The organism is Mycobacterium kansasii ATCC 12478 (genome assembly GCF_000157895.3).
Taxonomy (GTDB): Bacteria; Actinomycetota; Actinomycetes; order Mycobacteriales; family Mycobacteriaceae; genus Mycobacterium; species Mycobacterium kansasii.
The window spans coordinates 5,750,006-5,768,292 of the sequence record NC_022663.1 but is presented as its reverse complement, the minus strand read 5'-3'; the positions used below and the strand labels follow the sequence as shown (position 1 = coordinate 5,768,292).

Genomic DNA, 18,287 nt, shown 5'->3' with positions numbered 1-18,287 from the left:
GGCACCCGACGACGACGACAAACCAGCGCCTCCGGTGGCCAGTCCGCCGAGAAGTCCCGACAACGACGTCGAACCGGCCGCGGTGCGGTTGGCGGCCTCGGTCTTCGCATACGAACCCGCGCTGCTGCCCAGCGTGTTGACCAGCATCTGGTGAATCACCATGGCCTGGGCGCTGACCTGCTGATACCAGGTGCCGTAGGCGGCGAACTGTGCGGCCTGCAGCGCCGAGGCCTGGTCGGCGGCCGTGGGAACGAGGCCCGTGGTGGGCGCTGCCGCCGCCGCATTCTGGGTGGCCATCGATGAGCCGACGATGTGTAGCGCGCTCGCGGCGGCCGTCAACGCCGCGGGTCGCGTGGTCACGAAGGACATGTGCGTCTCCTTGGAAAGCGAGCCGGCCCACCAGCCGGCGACGTGGTTGTGCCCTGGCTAAGTACCCGCAAAGGCGGGCATGTCACAGCACATCGAGGTCGCCAGGGCTCGCCGCCGGGAACACCTGACGGCGCCGCGGCCGATTCGGCCCGGCGGGCGACGGCACCGGATGCGGCTTGAGCTCAACGGATCGTCTTGTGCCACAAGGCCAAACCGGCCATGCGGCGGCCGCCACCGACAGCCGATTCAGCCGCCCGGAAAGAAACGCCCGACTCTGTTACTACGGCCCGGTCACCACGGCCGCGTCGAGCAGGAAACTCCGCTGCCGCCGTTCTGCGACACCACCACCTGACCGTCGACGGCGATCTCGCAGTGGAACTCCGGGTTGACCCGCAGCCCGCCACTGGCGGTGACGATCGCCCACTGGTTCGGGTTTGCCAGCGTGGTCGTATAGACCAGCGGCTCGCCGCCGGTGATCGGGGCATGCACGGTGGTCATGTACTTCGACGAGTCGGCGTTGAACGCCGCCTGGCTGGGCGGGTCGGCGTTCATGTACTGGATGTTGGCCATCAGATCACTGGTGGTGGTGACGGTGTAGGTCACCTGATGCCCGGCCGGGTCCGCGTGGGAGACCGCCGGCGTTGCCGCGATCCCCGCTACCGCCAAGGCTGCTGCGGCCATTGCCACACAGCCTGCCGCCGCGACCGCGCTTACCGTCTTTCGCACGTCCGTCATATCGAAAACGCTACCGGATTCGTTACGCACGGTAGGGATTTGCGATCTCGCCGGAAGCCGCAGCCGCGCCGGCAAAAGGTCCTTAGTATCCATCTGTGACCACTGCGTTTGTGTTCTCCGGCGGCGCGAGCCTCGGCGCCATCCAGGTCGGGATGCTGCAGGCCCTGGCGGACGAAGGCATCAGGCCGGACCTGATCATCGGCACCTCCGTCGGCGCGCTCAATGGCGCCTGGATCGCCGCGCGGCCCGATTCCGACGGCATTCGGGAGCTGGCAAAGGTGTGGCTGTCGCTCAGCCGCAAAGAGGTGTTCCCCACCCACCCGGTCGCCGGGCTACTGGGCTTCCTCGGCCGCCGTCAGCACTTGGTGCCCAGCGCGGGTCTGCGGCGCATCCTCACCAGGGAACTCGGTTTCGCCAGGCTCGAGGATGCTCCGATCCCGTTCCACGTCGTGGCCACCGACGTGATCTCGGGTATCGACGTGCTGCTGTCGTCCGGAGACGCAGTCGACGCGATTGCGGCCAGCGCGGCCATCCCGGGCATCTTCCCGCCGGTCAACATCGATGGACGCGATCTGATGGACGGCGGCGTGGTGAACAACACCCCGGTATCACACGCGATCGCCCTTGGCGCCGACCAGGTCTGGGTGTTGCCGACCGGCTACTCATGTGCCCTGCCCACGTCACCACCGTCGGCGGTCACGATGGTTTTGCACGCGATATCCCTTGCCGTCAATCATCGCCTCGCCCTCGACGTCGAGCGCTTCGAGCAGACCGCCGACCTGCGCGTCATCCGCCCGCTGTGTCCGGTCTCCATTTCCGGAGTCGACTTCTCGCATGCGGCAACGCTCATCGAGCGGTCGCACCAGGCAACCCGCCAGTGGTTGGCGACCAGCCCCATGTCCACCGGCCAGGCCGCACTGCTCGAACCGCACCTGCACTAGCCCGGACCGCCGTGTAAAGCAACTTGACACGTGTCAGGTTAGGTCCCCCAATCGGGGGACAATTCACCAATCGTCGTGGTGGACAACATTTTTAACCGATCATCGGATAGCCGATCCGATTCCCGGCCGCCACCATCTACTCAGCATGAATTAGTCCGGCAGGAAATTGCAGGGTCCGGCTCTCGATGAGCTCGAGGAGAAGGTGGTGAAACGCATCTGTACCGCCGAGCCATCAGTCTCCGGTGAGCCGCGGGAGCACCACAGCAGCAAGTTAGGCACGGTACACACGCTCGGCGCCCGCTCCGGGCGTGAGCTGAGCCCGCAAACCCGGTCAACTGGCGCGGATTTGGGGCGGGCCACCGACTGCATTGCCGATCAATTGAATCTGGTCGCTCGCCGTCTGCACGAAATCCTGGTCACCGGCTGCAGTTTCGACCCGATCTATCGACACGTCCTCGCCACCCCCGGCAAGCGGATCCGCGCCGGCCTGGGGCTGGCCTGCTTCCGCCTGCAACCTTCCGCCGCCACGGTGTCACCTGCCGAGGCGATCGACCTGGCCTGCGCGATCGAGATGTTCCACGAGTCGTCGCTCATCCACGACGACATCTGCGACGGCTCGTTGTTACGACGTGGCGCCCGATCCGTTCCGGCAGCGTTCGGCGTCCGAATCGCAGCCCGAGCCGGATTCCACTTGGCGGGCACCGCATTACAGATACTCGCGCGAGTGGTTGCCGACAATCCGGCGGTATTCGCGCGAGTTGGCGAGGACCCGGCCATCACCTACCTCGACCAGCTCTCGGAACTGTCCTTCGGCCAGCTCATCGAAACCCTGCCGCCTGCGATCGACGACTCCGTCCTGCGCCGCCACTATGAACGTGTGGCCGGGGCGAAAACCGGCACGCTGTTCCGGCTCGCATGCTCGTACGGTGGCACGGCGGGCGGCGTCGACGCCGATGGACTGCGCGCCCTGATGCGGTATGCCGACCAGCTCGCCTTGGCCTTCCAGATCATGGATGACGTATGCGATGTCGAGGGCGGCCCGTCACTCGGCAAGAAGTCCTGCGGCGACCTCGACCGCCGGGTGCCGACGTGGCCGGTGATCGAATGGCTGGCCATGCGGCCCGGTTCTCGTGAGCTGTGGCTGTCGGAGCTAACCCCTAGCGGCGTACTGCAAGCCGAGCTGGTGCGCAGCGGTGCCACCCTGGCCGCCCGCGCGGTTGCCGTCCATGCCGCCGAGGCGGCGTGCCGGGCGCTGGATGTGTTCCCGCCCTCCGTCGCTCGCGACCATCTGCGTGAACTGACGGTTCGAGTGGTCTCCCGATGAGCGGCGTGCGGATTGGCGGCCTGGCCTACGGGCTGCGGCAGCTGCGCAGCGCGCCGGACCTGACCGCAATGCGCGCTGCACAGTCCCCGGATCGGCTGGCCCGGCTGGCGTTGGTCCCGGCGGCCCGAAATCTGGGCATCGCCATCGGTTTGCTGCCTGCCCACCTGCGGGCCGAGTCCACCGCGGCCCTGCTCGCCTGCCGGGTGCTCGACGCCTACGAAGACCTGATGGACCCGCAGCTGGCCGGCAACGCCGTGCTGCTCGCCGCGAACTACCTGCGCGCAACGGCCGGCACGCCGCCCCCACCACTACGGGCGGTGCCGCTGCGCGACAGCGAAGCCGTCGACCTGATCTTGGCCACGCGCATCCGCGACGTCCGGGCGATGGTGTCGGCGCTCCCCTGCGACGGACAGCAACGGGTCGGCCAGCTGCTGGTCGACATCGGCCAGGTAATGGCCCGCAACATCGAGTACCCGCTCCCGCGGGCAACCTACAGCGAGGGTGTGCTCGGACGGGTGGCGCTGTATGCCTGCTCGCTGCTCACCGAGGGCGCCTGCACCGCTGCCGATCTGGGAGAACTCGCCGGATGCATCGGCATTGCCGCCCAACTGGCCAACGACTTGCGCGATGGCGAGCTGGCGCTCCACGGCGCCGGCGACCACGCGGAACTGCAGCATGCGGTCATGCTGCGACTGCTGGTTCCCGCTCTGGGTAGCTTCGCGTTGCTGGCGCACGTGGGTCCGCGCATCCCCAGTCGTGGTGCCCGAACGGCGACGGCCTACATGACCATCACGACGACCGCGTTCCTGTGCGCGGCAGTCGGGGCGCCCGCGCCGTACCGGCGGTCGCTACGGCTCGCAGCGGCAGTGCTCGCGGCTCGCTCGCCGGCTCGCTGGGCGACGATGGTAGCGCGGGTGCGCGAGTGCGCTGACGCGGCTATCCACCGACTGCTCGACGCGTCGCCCGAACTGAGCACCGGACCGGATCGCGCTGCAGACGTGCTCCGGCTGGGCGACCGTGGCGCGAGGTCCCTCGCGATCGGGCCACTGACCGTCGACCTCGCCTTCGCGCTTGTCGATGCCCTACCGGAAGGACCACTGACCGCCGAACTACCCGGCAATCAGAAGCGCCGCATGATGATCGCCGACCACCTGGCCTTCGGCGCCTTAGAGCGGTTGCGGCCCAACGACACCGACGCGATGTTCGCGCTCGCCACCCAATTTCAGCTCACCGCACTCGACGTAGCCAACCAGGGGGGACACCGATGACCATCGCTTCACCTGTCCACAGCACCGCAAAGCCCGGTGCGTCCGCCGAACCGCTGCCCTTCAGCCGCCGAGTGCTCAAGCTCGAGCATCCGGCCAATGTCGGTCCACTTCTGCATATTGCATGCTGGATCGCGCTGCTGGCATTCGGCCTGTCGGTACCGGCTGCCACCAGATGGTATCTGGCGGTGCCGCTGATCATCACGCTTGGGCTGCTGAACTTTTCGATCACCATCGGCATCCTGCACATGCACACTCATCGGCCGTTGTTCGTGTCGCGACGGGCCAACCGCGCGCTGGACCTGCTGTGCTGCATGCCTGCCGCGCTGACTGCCGCCGACATGTACGAAGTGCATGTCGTCAACCACCACCGCTACAACGACGGGCCCGGAGACGTCACGTCAACCGAGGGACGCGAGCACGGGTGGCGCGCCGTCTGGTACTGGATGCGGTACAGCTCTGTCGTCAAAAAGCACACCACCCGAACGGTTTTCGCGGCCAACCCGTCACCAAGTCGGCGTAAGAGACGCGACCAGTTCGTCTTCGACTTCACCCTCATCACGACGCTGATCTGGATTACCTTCTTGACCACCGACCCGCTGCGCTTCACCCTCTTCTACTGGATCCCGTTCCTGATCACCCAGGCGACCTCCGGCTACTTCGCCTGGCTGACCCACGGCCCGGCTCGGGTCTTCGAGGACGACCCGAGCAAGTCGTTGAACACGGTGGGAAACTGGCTGAATTTCTTCATCTTCAACCAGGGCTACCACAGCGTGCACCACCGCTATCCCGGCATCCACTGGACACAGATCCCCGACAAGTTCGACTTCATGCTGCAGGTCGAGCCCGACGTCATCGTCCCCTACTGGATGACGCTCACCTCGTGCTGGCGCCTGTTCGTTCCCGGAGGCTTTCTCGACGCATCCCACGGCCGGCAGTGGAAGGCCAAGCTGGAGAAGCGACTTGAGCAGGGGACCGTGCGCGCGCGCTACCTGCCGTGGTTCGCATGGGTCTGATCACCCGAGGCCTGACCAGGAGCCAGATCGCGGGCACGCTGTCAGACCCGCGCCGGCTCGTCCCGTTCGTCGTGGCGCTCAGCGCATACGCGTTTGCCGGGATTACGGTGCCGCTGTTTCTGTTGTTCGCCGGCGGCTGGTGGCTGCCCAAGACGGTCGACGCCGGGGCGCACCTGTCGGCCGGGCCGTCGTTGCTGATTGACGTCCTGCTGTTGGCATTGTTCGCTGCGCAGCATTCGGGTATGGCTCGGCCGTCGGTCAAGGCGTTCGTAACCCGTTGGATGCCAACGGCTTTAGAACGCAGTTTATACGTCTTCATGACCAGTCTTGCGGTGTGGGTACTGTGCTTGGGCTGGCAACCATTGCCCGGGCACATCTGGTCTGCCGGCGGAATCGGTTCGGCAGTTCTCGACGCTGGGTTCTGGTCCGGTGTCGCCCTCGTCTACGTGGCCACACTGTTGCTGAACCACTTTCACCTGCTCGGTGTCAGTCAGGCCTACCGCCGCTACGTGGCGCGGGTGTCCGATGCCACTTGTGACCGGCTGCAGGTGCACGGGCCCTACCGTCTGGTGCGTCATCCGCTGATGACCGGCCTGTTGATCTGTTTCTGGTCCGCCAGCACGTTCACCGCCGGACACCTGCTCTGGGCGACCGGCCTGACCGGCTACATTTTACTGGGCACCTACCTCGAGGAACGTGATCTCGTCGCCCGCTTCGGCACGGCCTATCGCAGCTATGCGGCGCGGGTGCCCGCCTTCATCCCGTCGCTGCTTCGCGGCTCGACACGGGCCCGCATCACTACGTCCAGGGTCGTCATGCCGCTCCCGTCGGCGATCCGTTTCCTGATCGCGCGCAGCGTCCGCAATGCCCCGGCCACCGCCGTAAAGCCGTGAGACGGGAATCAGATGGTCTGGCTCAAACAGGAGAATCAGCTCGCGGAAATCTGGACGCGGCTCATCGGGATGATTGGTTCCGGTCCGGCTCCCGGTGGCCCGACAACAGCCGACACCCGACCAAAGGCGTTGCCGCTCAGCGATCCCGATGACGCCGCGCCGCCACTTCCTGACGACGCAGGCCGGTCTGCAGCGGCCGCGCGTAACGTGTGGGATTCACTGGCCGGCTTGGCAAACCGCTACGCGATCGTCGTGATCGGACTATGGGTCGTCGCCGCCGGCCTGGGCACACTGCTGGTGCCGCCGGCGGAACACATGGCTCGTATCCATGCCCGGGGTTTCCTCCCGGCCGACGCGCCGGTCAACATCGCCGGCTCACGCATGGGAGCTCAATTCCACGACGGGAAAAGCGGCAACCTCAACTATCTGGTGCTGGAAAGCGACCGTCCACTGGGCCCAGCCGAACGTGCCTTCCACGATCAGCTGCTGGCCAAGCTTCGTGCCGACCACCAGGATGTGGATTCGGTCACCGACCTGTGGTCGGACCCGATGACCGCGCCGGCAGCGCTGAGCGACGACGGCAAGGCCACCTACACCATACTGCGGCTACCCGGCGATCTTGGTGCTGCACAAGCAAATCGAGCACTGGACGGGGTTCGGCGGATCGTCGCCGGCCAGCCCGCTCCGGTGGGGTTGCGCGCCTATGTCACGGGCCCGGGTGCCACCATCGCCGACGAGCTGAGCACGATCGACCGGCAAATGCTGGTGATGACCTGCGTGACAGTCGTTCTCATCGCCCTTCTGCTCATCGCGGTGTATCGCTCGCTGACAACCGCCTTGATCCCGCTGATGACGGTGGGACTCGCGTTGGGGGTCGCCCGGTCGATCGTGTCGCTGCTGGGCGAACGCGACGTCTTCGAGGTGTCCATCTTCTCGGTGGCATTGCTGGCCGCCATGGTGCTTGGCGGGGCAACCGATTACGGAATCTTCCTGATTGGCCGCTATCACGAGGCGCGGCGCGGCGGCGTCAGCCACGAGCGAGCACTTGGTGTTGCCAATCGCACCGTCGGGCCGGTGATCGTGGCTTCGGCACTGACCGTGGCCGCGGCCCTGTCCTGCCTGACGTTTGCCAAGGTAGGTATGTTGCGCAGCGCTGGGTTGCCTTGTGCCATAGGCATTGTCACCGGCATGGTGGCCTCCCTGACCCTGCTGCCGGCGCTGATCGCCCTCGCGGGGCGCTATGGCCTCGCCCAGCCACGCAACCCGAACCGCAAGACCGGGCTTCGCTGGCGACGCGTGGGGGCACTGGTGGCCCGCTGGCCGGCTCCGATGCTCGTGGCCTCTGCTCTGGTGCTGGCGATCTGCGCCTTACCCGTTTCCGGTCTCAGGCTCGGCTTCGACGAGCTTGCGGCGCAACCGGATTCCACACTTGCCAACCGCGGATACCAAGCCATGGACCGCCACTTCCCGCCGAATCGGCTACTGCCGGAGATCGTCTCCATCAAGACGGGACACGATCTGCGCAACCCCGCCGGGGTCATAGCCATCGAGCGGGTCACCCGCAAGTTGATGGAAATTCCGGGGATCACGATGGTTCAATCCGCCTCACGCCCAGCAGGTTCCATCCCTGAAGAGGCCACCCTCAGCGACCAGGCGGGAGTGATCGGTGACCAGCTCGACGATGGCGTCGCCAAACTTGACCAGCGTCTTTCCGCGGTCAACCGGCTGGCCCCGACGCTTGCCCAATTCTCGGACGCGCTATCGCGGTTGCAGGCCGGCCTATCGGGCGGTGTCGACGGAATAGGCCAACTCAATTCCAACATCGACATCATGGGGTTGGGAATGCACCAGCTGCAGGACACCTTGGCGCAGGTGTCCAGCAACCTCGACCCGCTACGGAACTACACGCAAAGCAATCCCAATTGCCAAAACGATCAGATCTGCTCGATGGTGCTCAAAATCGTCCAACCGGTGGACTCCCTGATAGCGGGAACGGATGTGCTCGCAAGGGGCGCATCACAATTGAGCGTGAGCACGTCTCATACGGCCCAGGGACTCACCACCGCCGACCACTCGGTCGGCACCATGCGCACCCTGGTGGCGCAACTCGGCTCGATGGCGGCCCAACTCACCGGCGCCGTCGACGAGATGCGCACCACGTTCTCGGGTCTCACCGACTACCTGCGGGAAGTCCGGCAAGGCTTCCAGCGCAGCGGCGAGGGCGGCTACTACCTGCCGCAGCGGGCCTGGAACGATCCTCGGTTCCAGCGAGCGGCCGAACTGTACTTCGCCCCCGGCGGCGACGTGACCCGGATGCTGGTCTACGGCGATGGAAAGGTCTTCGGTGCCGACGGTGCCCGCAGGTCACCGCAGATCGTCGCGGCCGTGCACGAGGCGACAAAGGAAGGCACGCTCGCGGGAAGCACGGTGGACATCACCGGTTTCGGCACCGGGACCGCCGAGTTGCGCGGCTTCGTGAACAGCGACTTCGTGCTGCTGGCCGCGGTGGCGCTCGCGTTGGTGTTTCTCATCGTGCTCGTGATGCTGCGAAGTCCTGTGGCCGCGACGGCGGTGATCGGAACGGTCGTCGTCTCTTACCTCTCGGCGTTGGGCGTCAGCACCTTCATCTGGCATGACCTGCTCGGTAAAGATCTGCACTGGGCAGTGCAGTCCATGGCGCTCATCGCGCTCGTGGCCGTCGGCGCCGACTACAACCTGCTGCTGACCATGCGCATGCGCGAAGAAGCGTTGGCCCGCACCGGGACCAGGGTGGGGCTGCGCACCGCGATGATCCGCGCCTTCGGCAGCACCGGCGGCGTGGTCACCACGGCGGGCATCGTCTTCGGAATCACCATGTTGGCGATGTTGTCCAGTGATGTGCTCACCATTGAGCAGGTCGGCTCCACCATTGGCGTTGGGCTCATCATCGACACACTCGTCGTCCGTACCTTCGCGGTCCCCGGTATCGCCGGGTTGCTGGGTCGGTGGTTCTGGTGGTCGCCGCCGGCGTTCCTGCTCGGACCGCTGCGGAGGCGCACCTCGCAGCAGCCCGGGCCGCCTCAAAATAGGGTTGGCTGAACGGATTTGGGCAGTATCGCCGCTTCGGCCGCGGGCGAGAGCTCGCGGTGCTCACCGCCCAGACGGTACTTCGCGATCAGCGGTGCCGCCCGTTTTCGCAACATCTCGCGATAGCTCGGCGGCAGGTAGGCGCCGCGACCGTAGAGCTCGCGGTACCGGCCGACCAGCTCGGGATACGCCCGGCCCAGCCAGGACAGGAACCAGTCGCGTGTCGAGCCGCGCAGGTGCAGGCCGAAAACCGTCACGCCGGTGGCGCCGGCGGCGGCGATCTGGCCAAGCAGCCCGTCGAGGTGACCGACGGAGTCGGTGAGGTGCGGTAGCACCGGCGCGACCATCACGTGGCAGCCCAGGCCCGCCTCGCGGATTGCGGTGATGAGCCCCAGACGCGTCTGGGGTGTCGGGGTGCCCGGCTCGACGTGGCGGTGCAGCTCCGGATCGGCGACCGCCAGGGATACCGCCACCGACACGGGCACTTGTCGGGCCGCCTCGACGAGCAGCGGCACGTCCCGTCGCAGCAACGTTCCCTTGGTCAGGATCGACAGCGGCGTACCGGATTCGGCGAGTGCGCCGATGATGCCCGGCATCAGCGCGTAACGGCCTTCCGCACGCTGGTAGGGGTCGGTGTTGGTGCCCAGCGCAACGGTCTCGCGCTGCCACGACGGCCGGCGCAGTTCACGGCGCAGAACCGCGACGACGTTGGTCTTCACCACCACCTGGGTGTCGAAGTCGGCGCCGGGGTCGAAGTCGAGGTATTCGTGGGTCGGACGGGCAAAACAGTAGCGGCAGGCGTGCGAGCAGCCGCGGTAGCCGTTGATGGTGTAGCGAAACGGCAGGGCCGCCGCGTTGGGCACCCTGTTCAGGGCGGACTTGCACAGCACCTCATGGAAAGTCATGCCCTCGAAATGCGGTGATCGCACGCTTCGGACGAAGCCGATCCGCTGCAGCCCGGGCAACGCTCCGTCGTCGACCGGTGTCCCGTTGACCGCCACCGCCTGACTGGTCCAGCGCATGACTCTATTCGAACAGCAGTTCGATTAAGAGTCAAGCTTCGAACGTCGCCAGAAGGGCGGAGGCTCCCCGTCTCCGACACCATGGTTCAGGCCGAAATATGTTTCTTTCCAATGCTTTCGGTGTGTTTCACGTGTCATTTGGGTGTGTCGGCGCTCGGTGGCGACGCGCTGGGCGCGGTCTTGAGTACGGGCCTGGGGCGTTTGGGCATCATCGCTGCCCGGTCGGCGCACTAGCCTGCTAAAAGTCGGGTCTGGTGTTTGGGCTTCGGGGGCGGGTATGCCGCCCACCGCGTAACACGGGCTGGGAAACAGCAACGCGCTGCCGGGGGCGGTGACATAGGTGTGCCCCGGGAGCGAAGCAGGATCAGCGTGCCGTCGGGCGACTGCTTTTCCCGCCAGCCCCGAAAAGTTTTCGTCAAATGGCGCGTGTGGCAATAACACTTGAGGTTGGTCGCAAATCCGTAAGCTGCCCCCACAGGTGGGGCATTAATGCTCACCGGTTCCACTCCACCAGCTTCATCCGCACGTCGACACCTGGTCCGAACTTCTGCTTGAGACCCCGCATAAAACCCCACTGACCACCGCCTGGTCGGCCAAACGCCGACATAGCCGCTCCACTGCGTCGACCGGCTGGTTTTCGTAGTCGATATCACCGCGCGCATCCAACGTGTCTGTCGCGGAAGCGACCGGTACCTCGTCCTCTAGCAGGAGCACGGCGAGCTGACGCTTGTCCACCAGCACCACCCACCGCATCTGTGCAGGCAGTTTGGGGAGCGTCGTTTCGTCCCTGGCTGCGTACGTCATGTGCGTTCCTGCCTGAGTTCCTTCAGTCCCACGCGGATACCACCGCCGGACGATGACCTCTGCGGACAGCGTTGCCTCGTAGCCGATTCCCCGCAGTACAGCACTTCCCTGACACCTCCCCCATTGCCGGCCCACGTGGGCGGCGCCGAACCCGCAACGCTTCATGAGATGGGCCATTGAGGACTGCCAATTTGTTGCGCAACTCTCGGGGATTTCGCACCTTGGCGAGCTCACTCCCAGACCATCGAAGATGTCAAGAATAGCCCCCAAAGAAATCCCGCACCATAGCGATCTCCCTTCCATAAGAACTCGTAGCCTTCGTACGCGGGAAGGATGTCGTCGAATAGCGGCCTTTTGGTACGTCGAATAGCCGGACCGAAACACTCATCAAATTCGGGAATGTCGCAACTCCAAGCTGCCAGCTGCGCCGGAGATTCGACATCGAGCGATGTGTGCTCGGTGTGCGTGTAACCCGCTGACTCAAGTAGTCCGTTCACGTCAGCGTAGGCGTTGAATTTGAAGCCGGGCCACAACACGCTGTTGTACTTCAGTGATGTGGCGTCCTCGTCAAGAACTCCTAACAGCGTCTTCATATCTCGAAAACGCGATATCTCTTCGCCGAGGGCTTCTGCTACCCGATCGTGAATACGTACTGCCTCGTCCAAAGATAGCCCTGCCTTGGCCAGCTTGGCATCTAATAGGCCCCGGGTATCTTTTAAAGACAGTCGCGGCTTCATGGTCATCAGGAGATAAACCTCGAAGTTGACTACTGCTGCATGCAAAGTTACATTCATCGCCTACTCCACTACTTCGGCAAAAACTGATAGAGGTCGCCGCGAAATACAGAAAGCGTTCCGTCCGGGGCTACCATGATAGCTTCCCCGAACTTCGGGTTAGCGGGTAGCACCAGCTTTGCTCCATTAGGCCCGTCGACAATTCCCGCGGTCTGACCCACGCCGCTTTCGCCGCGGCGTCTGCCGCCTCGGCGGCCTGTTGCTGATTGCCGATGTGCAATTGATTAAGCCTATCGACCAAGGAATTTAGTCTTGAGCCCTTAGGTACGTGTTCCATGACATCTTTACCGATTTGCGTGGCCTGATCGGTAATACTCGGGCTTGAAGGCGCACCCGGTTGGTTTGGCGGGGGCTCGGAACCGGGTGTACCCGGCCGCGTGGTGGCGATGGCGTTCTTCAGTGGCTGAAGTATGCTCGAGACTTACCGAGCCAATCGTGAAACCACTTCGGCGACAACGGAATCCAGAGCCACCGAGACCTGGTCGCCAGTCGCGAGATCCTTCACCCCCACCATGGCCGCCTCGATGTCACGATCGCCGACGACCAACGCGATCCGCGCACCGGAACGGTCGGCCGCGCGCATCGCGCCTTTGAGCCCGCGGTCGCCGTAGGCCAGATCGACGCGCACCCCGGAGGCACGCAGCTGCGCGGCCAGCACCGCCAGTTTCAGCTTGGCCTGCTCGCTGAGCGGCACGCCGAACACGTCGCAGCGGGTCGTCTCGCCCACGTTCTTGCCTTCGGCGCGCAGGGCAAGCAGCGTCCGGTCGACGCCCAGCCCGAACCCGATACCCGACAGGTTCTGCCCGCCGAGCTGGCGCATCAGGCCGTCGTAGCGGCCGCCGCCGCCGATACCGGATTGCGCCCCCAAACCGTCGTGGACAAACTCGAACGTCGTCTTGGTGTAGTAATCCAGCCCGCGCACCATGCGCGCATTGATCACGTAGGGCACCCCGAGCGCGTCCAGGTGCGACAGCACGGTGTCGAAATGCTGCTTGGCCGTATCGGACAGGTGATCGAGCAGCACCGGCGCATCGGCCGTCATTGCCCGCACCGCCGGGCGTTTGTCGTCGAGCACCCGTAACGGGTTCAGCTGCGCGCGGCGCCGGGTTTCCTCGTCGAGGTCGAGCCCGAACAGGAACTCCTGCAACAGCTCCCGGTACTGCGGCCGACAGGTCTCGTCACCCAGCGAGGTGATTTCCAGGCGGAACCCCTCCAGGCCCAGTGCCCGGAAACCGGCGTCGGCCACGGCGATCACCTCGGCGTCCAGAGCCGGATCGTCGACGCCGATGGCCTCCACGCCGACCTGCTGCAGTTGGCGATACCGGCCGGCTTGAGGCCGCTCGTAGCGGAAAAATGGCCCGGCGTAGCTCAGCTTCACCGGCAGCGCGCCGCGGTCCAGTCCGTGTTCGATCACCGCCCGCACCACACCGGCGGTGCCTTCCGGCCGCAGCGTCACCGACCGGTCGCCGCGGTCGGCGAAGGTGTACATCTCCTTGGACACCACGTCGGTGGACTCACCTACCCCGCGCGCAAACAGCGCCGTGTCCTCGAAGATCGGCAGCTCGATATACCCGTAACCGGCCCGGCGGGCGGCACTGAGCAGGCCGTCGCGCACCGCGACGAACTGCGCGGAGTCCGGTGGGTAGTAGTCGGGCACTCCCTTGGGCGCCGAGAATTCGGTCACGGGCTCAGCCCTTCGAGGAACGGGTTGAAGCGCCGCTCGGCGCCGATGGTGGTGGCGTTGCCGTGGCCGGGCAGCACCACGGTCTTGTCGTCGAGCACCAGGAGCTTGTCGACGATGGAGCGCAGCAGGTCGCGGCCGCTGCCGCCGAACAGGTCGGAGCGGCCGATCGAGCGCTCGAACAGTGTGTCGCCGGTGAACACGACGTCCCGGTCGTCCTTGCTGGCCTGCAACACCCGGAAGCACACCGATCCGCGGGTGTGCCCGGGCGTGTGGTCGACGTTGACGGAAACGTTGCCGAGGTCGATTTTGTCGCCGTCACGGTCCAGTTCGACGACTTGCTTGGGCTCCCGGAAGAACGCCCCGGCGACCAGCTGCGCCACCCGCGGCCCCAGGCCGTAGATCGGGTCGGTCAGCATGAACCGGTCCTCGGGGTGGATGTAGGTGGGGCAGCCGAAGGTGTCGGAGACCTTCTGGGCGGACCACATGTGGTCGATGTGCCCATGGGTGATCAGCACCGCGGCTGGGGTCAGCCGGTTTTTGTCCAGGATGCGGCGCAGCGGGCCCAGCGCACGCTGGCCCGGGTCCACGATGACGGCGTCAGTTCCGGGCCGCTCCGCCAGCACGTAACAGTTGCATGCCAGCACCCCGGCGGGGAATCCGGTGATCAACACGGTTACCAGTTTCCCATCCGCCGGGTCGGGCCACGATGTGGGCCGCGGCGGGTTCCGCTGCAGCGGTCATGGAAAGATATCGGCCGTGCCGACCAATCAGCAGCGACGTGCCACCGCCAAGCGCAAACTCGAACGGCAGCTGGAGCGCCGTGCCAAGCAGGCCAAGCGGCGCCGCATCGCGACAATCGCCGGGGCTTCCGTTGTCGCGGTAGCTGTGGTCGCCGCGGTGGTGTACGTCGTGTTCGTCAACAAGGACGACCACAAGGGGACCACGTCAGCCAGCCCCAGCAGCTCCGCGCCCGGGTCGCCTTCGGCGACCGGTCTGCCGCCGGTGCAGCTTGGGAACGCGGTGCCGATGCCGGCGTTCAAAGCGCCGGCGAATCTGGGCGCCAACTGCCAGTACCCGCCGTCGCCTGACAAGGCCGCCAAAGAGGCCAAGCCGCCGCGCACCGGCAAGGTGCCCACCGAGCCGGCTCAAATCAGCGCCAGCATGGTGACCAGCCAGGGCAAGATCGGCCTAATGCTGGCCAACAATGAGTCACCGTGCACGGTCAACAGCTTCGCCAGCCTGGCTCAGCAGGGCTTCTTCAAAGACACCAAATGCCATCGGCTGACCACGTCGCCGTCGCTGTCGGTGCTGCAGTGTGGTGATCCCAAGGGTGACGGCACCGGCGGGCCGGGCTATCAGTTCGCCAACGAATACCCGACCAACCAGTACCCGCCGAACGACCCCAAGCTCAAGGAGCCGGTCATCTATCCGCGGGGCACCCTGGCCATGGCCAACGCGGGACCCGACACTAACAGCAGCCAATTCTTCATGGTCTATCGCGACTCGGCGCTGCCGCCCGAGTACACCGTTTTCGGCACCATCCAGGCCGACGGACTGGCCACCCTGGACAAGATCGCCGAGGCCGGTGTCGCTGGCGGCGGTGAGGACGGCCCGCCCGCCCTTGACGTCGTCATCAAGTCGTTGCTGCTCGACTAGCGATGCCGGAACTCGCAGCAGCCCCCACCCCGGGCCCGTCTGCGACCCGTCGCGCCGGCTATAACCACGCGCTTGCCCAGACTGCGCTAAGCGCTTGATCTTTGCGAGATGTCGCACTATGGACGCAGGTTCGGCGCCGTGAGCGCAGACTCGGCACCCGAACCGTTGGCCCTGGACACTTCCAAGCTGCTCTAAGTTGCAGACGTCACCCGGTACACGTCGTAGACGCCTTCGACATTGCGGACGACGTTGAGCAGATGGCCGAGATGCTTGGGATCGCCCATCTCGAAGGTGAACCGGCTGATAGCCACCCGGTCGCCTGAAGTCGTGACCGACGCGGACAGGATGTTCACCTTCTCGTCGGCGAGCACCCGGGTGATGTCCGACAGCAGCCGGTGCCGGTCGAGCGCCTCAACCTGGATGGCGACCAGGAACACCGACGTCGGTGATGGCGCCCACAGCACTTCGATGATGCGCTCGGCCTGCTGCTGCAACGACGTGGCATTGGTGCAGTCGGTGCGGTGCACACTGACGCCGCCGCCGCGGGTGACGAACCCCATGATCTGGTCGCCGGGCACCGGCGTGCAGCACTTGGCCAACTTGGTCAGCACACCCGGGGCGCCCGGTACCGATACTCCGACGTCGTCGCTGCTGCGCTGGCGGCGCGGCATCGTGGTGGGCGTGGACCGCTCGGCGAGCTCCTCTTCTGCCTGGTCGATACCGCCGAGCTCGGCCAGCAGTCGCTGCATGACATGCCGGGCCGACACATGGCCCTCGCCGATCGCGGTGTAGAGCGCTGAGACGTCCGCGTAGTGCAGTTCGCGGGCAACGGCAGCCATGGATTCGCCGTTGACCAAGCGCTGCAACGGAAGTCCGCCGCGACGCACTTCGCGCGCCATCGCCTCTTTGCCGGTCTCCAGCGCCTCCTCACGGCGCTCCTTGGCGAACCACTGCCGGATCTTCGTCTTGGCGCGCGGGGACACCACGAACTGCTGCCAGTCGCGCGACGGCCCGGCATTGGGCGCCTTGGACGTGAAAACCTCGACCACTTCGCCGTTTTCCAGCTTGCGTTCCAGCGCCACCAGCCGGCCGTTGACCCGGGCGCCGATGCAGCGGTGGCCGACCTCGGTGTGCACCGCGTAGGCGAAGTCCACCGGTGTCGACCCGGTGGGCAGGGTGATCACATCACCCTTCGGGGTGAACACGAAGATCTCTTGTACCGCAAGGTCGTAACGCAGCGACTCCAGGAATTCGCCGGGGTCCGCGGCTTCCCGTTGCCAGTCGAGTAGCTGGCGCATCCAGGCCATGTCGTCGATCTCGGCGGCGGCATGTGGATGCGGAACGCCGTTGCGGCCCTTGGCTTCCTTGTAGCGCCAGTGCGCGGCAATGCCGTATTCGGCGGTGCGGTGCATGTCGCGGGTGCGGATCTGCACCTCCAGCGGCTTACCCTCGGGCCCGACGACGGTAGTGTGCAGCGACTGGTACACCCCGTACCTGGGCTGGGCGATGTAGTCCTTGAACCGTCCGGCCATCGGCTGCCACAGCGAATGCACCACGCCCACAGCGGCATAGCAGTCGCGGATCTCGTCGCACAGGATGCGGATGCCGACCAGGTCGTGGATGTCGTCGAAGTCACGGCCCTTGACGATCATCTTCTGGTAAATCGACCAGTAATGTTTCGGCCTACCTTCAACGGTCGCCTTGATTTTCGATGCGCCCAGGGTGTTGATGATCTCGGTGCGGACCTTGGCCAGGTAGGTGTCCCGCGAGGGCGCACGGCCGGCGACCAGCCGCACGATCTCCTCGTACTTCTTGGGATGCAGGATCGCGAACGACAGGTCTTCCAACTCCCACTTGACGCTGGCCATACCAAGCCGATGCGCCAGGGGCGCAATGACTTCCAACGTTTCGCGGGCCTTGCGGGCCTGCTTCTCCGGCGGCAGGAAGCGCATGGTGCGCATGTTGTGCAGCCGGTCGGCCACCTTGATCACCAGCACCCGCGGATCGCGCGCCATCGCGATGATCATCTTGCGAATGGTCTCGCCTTCGGCGGCGCTGCCGAGCACGACGCGGTCCAGTTTGGTGACCCCGTCGACGAGATGACCCACCTCTTCGCCGAAATCCTCGGACAGTGCTTCCAGGGTGTAACCGGTGTCCTCGACGGTGTCGTGCAGCAGTGCGGCCACCAGGGTGGTGGTGTCCATGCCCAACTCGGCCAGGATGTTGGCGACGGCCAGCGGGTGGGTGATGTAGGGATCTCCGGAATGCCGAAACTGCCCGGCATGTCGTTGGTCGGCGACCTCGTAGGCTCGCTGCAGCATGGACAGGTCGGCCTTGGGATAGATCTCGCGGTGCACCGCCACCAGCGGCTCGAGCACCGGGTTGATGGCGCCGCTACGAGCGGTCATCCGGCGGGCCAGCCGGGCCCGGACCCGACGAGACGCGCTGCTGCTGGTCTTGAGGGTCTCTACGGGCGACGGCTCAGGCGCTTCGACAGGCGGCGCCTCGATCGGCGACACAACAGCTTGCGCTGCGTTTTGGTCATCCGCCACAGTCGTCACCTCCGACCTTGAGGATATCTCCTGAATCGTGGTACCGGGCCTGTCCTCGGGCCGCTAAGGCGCTGATCCGCGCGACAGGGCCCGCTTGCGGTTGAGTGTGAAGCTACAGCTTCCAGGGTGCGTACCCGGCGGCCCGCCGATGGTTGAACGCGCTCTG

13 protein-coding genes and 3 pseudogenes are annotated in these 18,287 nt (G+C 65.6%); 7 read left to right on the top strand and 9 right to left on the bottom strand.

Translation table 11 applies throughout. The annotated features are described in order from the left end of the window. Window positions 1-72: 72 nt before the first annotated feature. Together MKAN_RS32260 and MKAN_RS25090 are read right to left on the bottom strand one after the other, a co-directional pair. Window positions 73-369: pseudogene (locus MKAN_RS32260) on the bottom strand (PE family protein); the annotation flags it as partial. 291 nt (window positions 370-660) lie between these two features. Beyond that, window positions 661-1,104: a hypothetical protein gene (locus MKAN_RS25090; RefSeq protein ID WP_023372976.1), complete on the bottom strand. Its 444-nt coding sequence runs from the start codon at window positions 1,102-1,104 to the stop codon at window positions 661-663. 95 nt (window positions 1,105-1,199) lie between these two features. On the opposite strand from MKAN_RS25090, the gene MKAN_RS25085 reads away from it, so the two are divergent. The 6 genes from MKAN_RS25085 (at window position 1,200) to MKAN_RS25060 (ending at window position 9,621) form a co-directional block, all read left to right on the top strand. Next, window positions 1,200-2,045, top strand: coding sequence for a patatin-like phospholipase family protein (locus MKAN_RS25085; RefSeq protein WP_023372973.1), 846 nt, complete (start codon window positions 1,200-1,202; stop codon window positions 2,043-2,045). A gap of 205 nt (window positions 2,046-2,250) precedes the next feature. Then, window positions 2,251-3,369, top strand: a complete 1,119-nt coding sequence (locus MKAN_RS25080; RefSeq protein WP_225722807.1) for a polyprenyl synthetase family protein — start codon at window positions 2,251-2,253, stop codon at window positions 3,367-3,369. Next, window positions 3,366-4,637: a hypothetical protein gene (locus tag MKAN_RS25075; RefSeq protein WP_023372969.1), complete on the top strand. Its 1,272-nt coding sequence runs from the start codon at window positions 3,366-3,368 to the stop codon at window positions 4,635-4,637. Before MKAN_RS25080 ends, MKAN_RS25075 begins: the two co-directional genes overlap by 4 nt. After that, complete coding sequence (locus MKAN_RS25070; protein ID WP_023372967.1) at window positions 4,634-5,650, top strand: fatty acid desaturase; 1,017 nt, start codon at window positions 4,634-4,636, stop codon at window positions 5,648-5,650. The genes MKAN_RS25075 and MKAN_RS25070 overlap by 4 nt, the downstream gene beginning before the upstream one ends. Next, window positions 5,641-6,543 (top strand): methyltransferase family protein, encoded by a 903-nt coding sequence (locus MKAN_RS25065; RefSeq protein ID WP_023372964.1) that lies wholly within the window; start codon window positions 5,641-5,643, stop codon window positions 6,541-6,543. The genes MKAN_RS25070 and MKAN_RS25065 overlap by 10 nt, the downstream gene beginning before the upstream one ends. A 207-nt stretch (window positions 6,544-6,750) precedes the next feature. Next, window positions 6,751-9,621: an MMPL/RND family transporter gene (locus tag MKAN_RS25060; protein ID WP_036444440.1), complete on the top strand. Its 2,871-nt coding sequence runs from the start codon at window positions 6,751-6,753 to the stop codon at window positions 9,619-9,621. On the opposite strand, the gene MKAN_RS25055 is transcribed toward MKAN_RS25060, so the two are convergent. From MKAN_RS25055 to MKAN_RS25035, 6 genes and pseudogenes are all read right to left on the bottom strand, one after another. Further along, window positions 9,603-10,631: an Rv2578c family radical SAM protein gene (locus tag MKAN_RS25055; RefSeq protein ID WP_023372960.1), complete on the bottom strand. Its 1,029-nt coding sequence runs from the start codon at window positions 10,629-10,631 to the stop codon at window positions 9,603-9,605. The two genes, MKAN_RS25060 and MKAN_RS25055, sit on opposite strands and share 19 nt — an antisense overlap. Before the next feature lie 24 nt (window positions 10,632-10,655). Further along, window positions 10,656-11,086: pseudogene (locus MKAN_RS33125) on the bottom strand (hypothetical protein); the annotation flags it as partial. A 38-nt stretch (window positions 11,087-11,124) separates the two neighbouring features. After that, window positions 11,125-11,435 (bottom strand): annotated as a pseudogene (locus MKAN_RS25050) (hypothetical protein). A 230-nt stretch (window positions 11,436-11,665) separates the two neighbouring features. Next, window positions 11,666-12,229: a hypothetical protein gene (locus MKAN_RS25045; RefSeq protein ID WP_023372956.1), complete on the bottom strand. Its 564-nt coding sequence runs from the start codon at window positions 12,227-12,229 to the stop codon at window positions 11,666-11,668. A gap of 421 nt (window positions 12,230-12,650) precedes the next feature. Next, the gene (gene hisS / locus MKAN_RS25040) at window positions 12,651-13,913 is read right to left on the bottom strand and encodes a histidine--tRNA ligase (RefSeq protein ID WP_023372954.1); all 1,263 of its coding nucleotides are present in this window, start codon (window positions 13,911-13,913) and stop codon (window positions 12,651-12,653) included. After that, on the bottom strand, window positions 13,910-14,584 hold the full coding sequence (locus tag MKAN_RS25035) for an MBL fold metallo-hydrolase (protein ID WP_023372952.1): 675 nt from the start codon (window positions 14,582-14,584) through the stop codon (window positions 13,910-13,912). The genes hisS and MKAN_RS25035 overlap by 4 nt, the downstream gene beginning before the upstream one ends. An 85-nt stretch (window positions 14,585-14,669) precedes the next feature. On the opposite strand from MKAN_RS25035, the gene MKAN_RS25030 reads away from it, so the two are divergent. Then, window positions 14,670-15,569, top strand: a complete 900-nt coding sequence (locus tag MKAN_RS25030; RefSeq protein ID WP_036391436.1) for a peptidylprolyl isomerase — start codon at window positions 14,670-14,672, stop codon at window positions 15,567-15,569. 191 nt (window positions 15,570-15,760) lie between these two features. Here MKAN_RS25030 and MKAN_RS25025 read toward each other — a convergent pair whose 3' ends face one another. After that, entirely contained in the window at window positions 15,761-18,121 is a 2,361-nt protein-coding gene (locus tag MKAN_RS25025) for a RelA/SpoT family protein (RefSeq protein WP_036392150.1), read from the bottom strand. Window positions 18,122-18,287 lie beyond the last annotated feature (166 nt).

Excerpts from the sequence above, each read along its gene's own strand:
- MKAN_RS25045 (WP_023372956.1), bottom strand. The coding sequence starts at position 12,229 with ATGAATGTAACTTTGCATGCAGCAGTAGTCAACTTCGAGGTTTATCTC.
- MKAN_RS25075 (WP_023372969.1), top strand. The coding sequence starts at position 3,366 with ATGAGCGGCGTGCGGATTGGCGGCCTGGCCTACGGGCTGCGGCAGCTG.
- MKAN_RS25065 (WP_023372964.1), top strand. The coding sequence starts at position 5,641 with ATGGGTCTGATCACCCGAGGCCTGACCAGGAGCCAGATCGCGGGCACG.
- MKAN_RS25090 (WP_023372976.1), bottom strand. The coding sequence starts at position 1,104 with ATGACGGACGTGCGAAAGACGGTAAGCGCGGTCGCGGCGGCAGGCTGT.
- MKAN_RS25070 (WP_023372967.1), top strand. The coding sequence starts at position 4,634 with ATGACCATCGCTTCACCTGTCCACAGCACCGCAAAGCCCGGTGCGTCC.
- MKAN_RS25055 (WP_023372960.1), bottom strand. The coding sequence starts at position 10,631 with ATGCGCTGGACCAGTCAGGCGGTGGCGGTCAACGGGACACCGGTCGAC.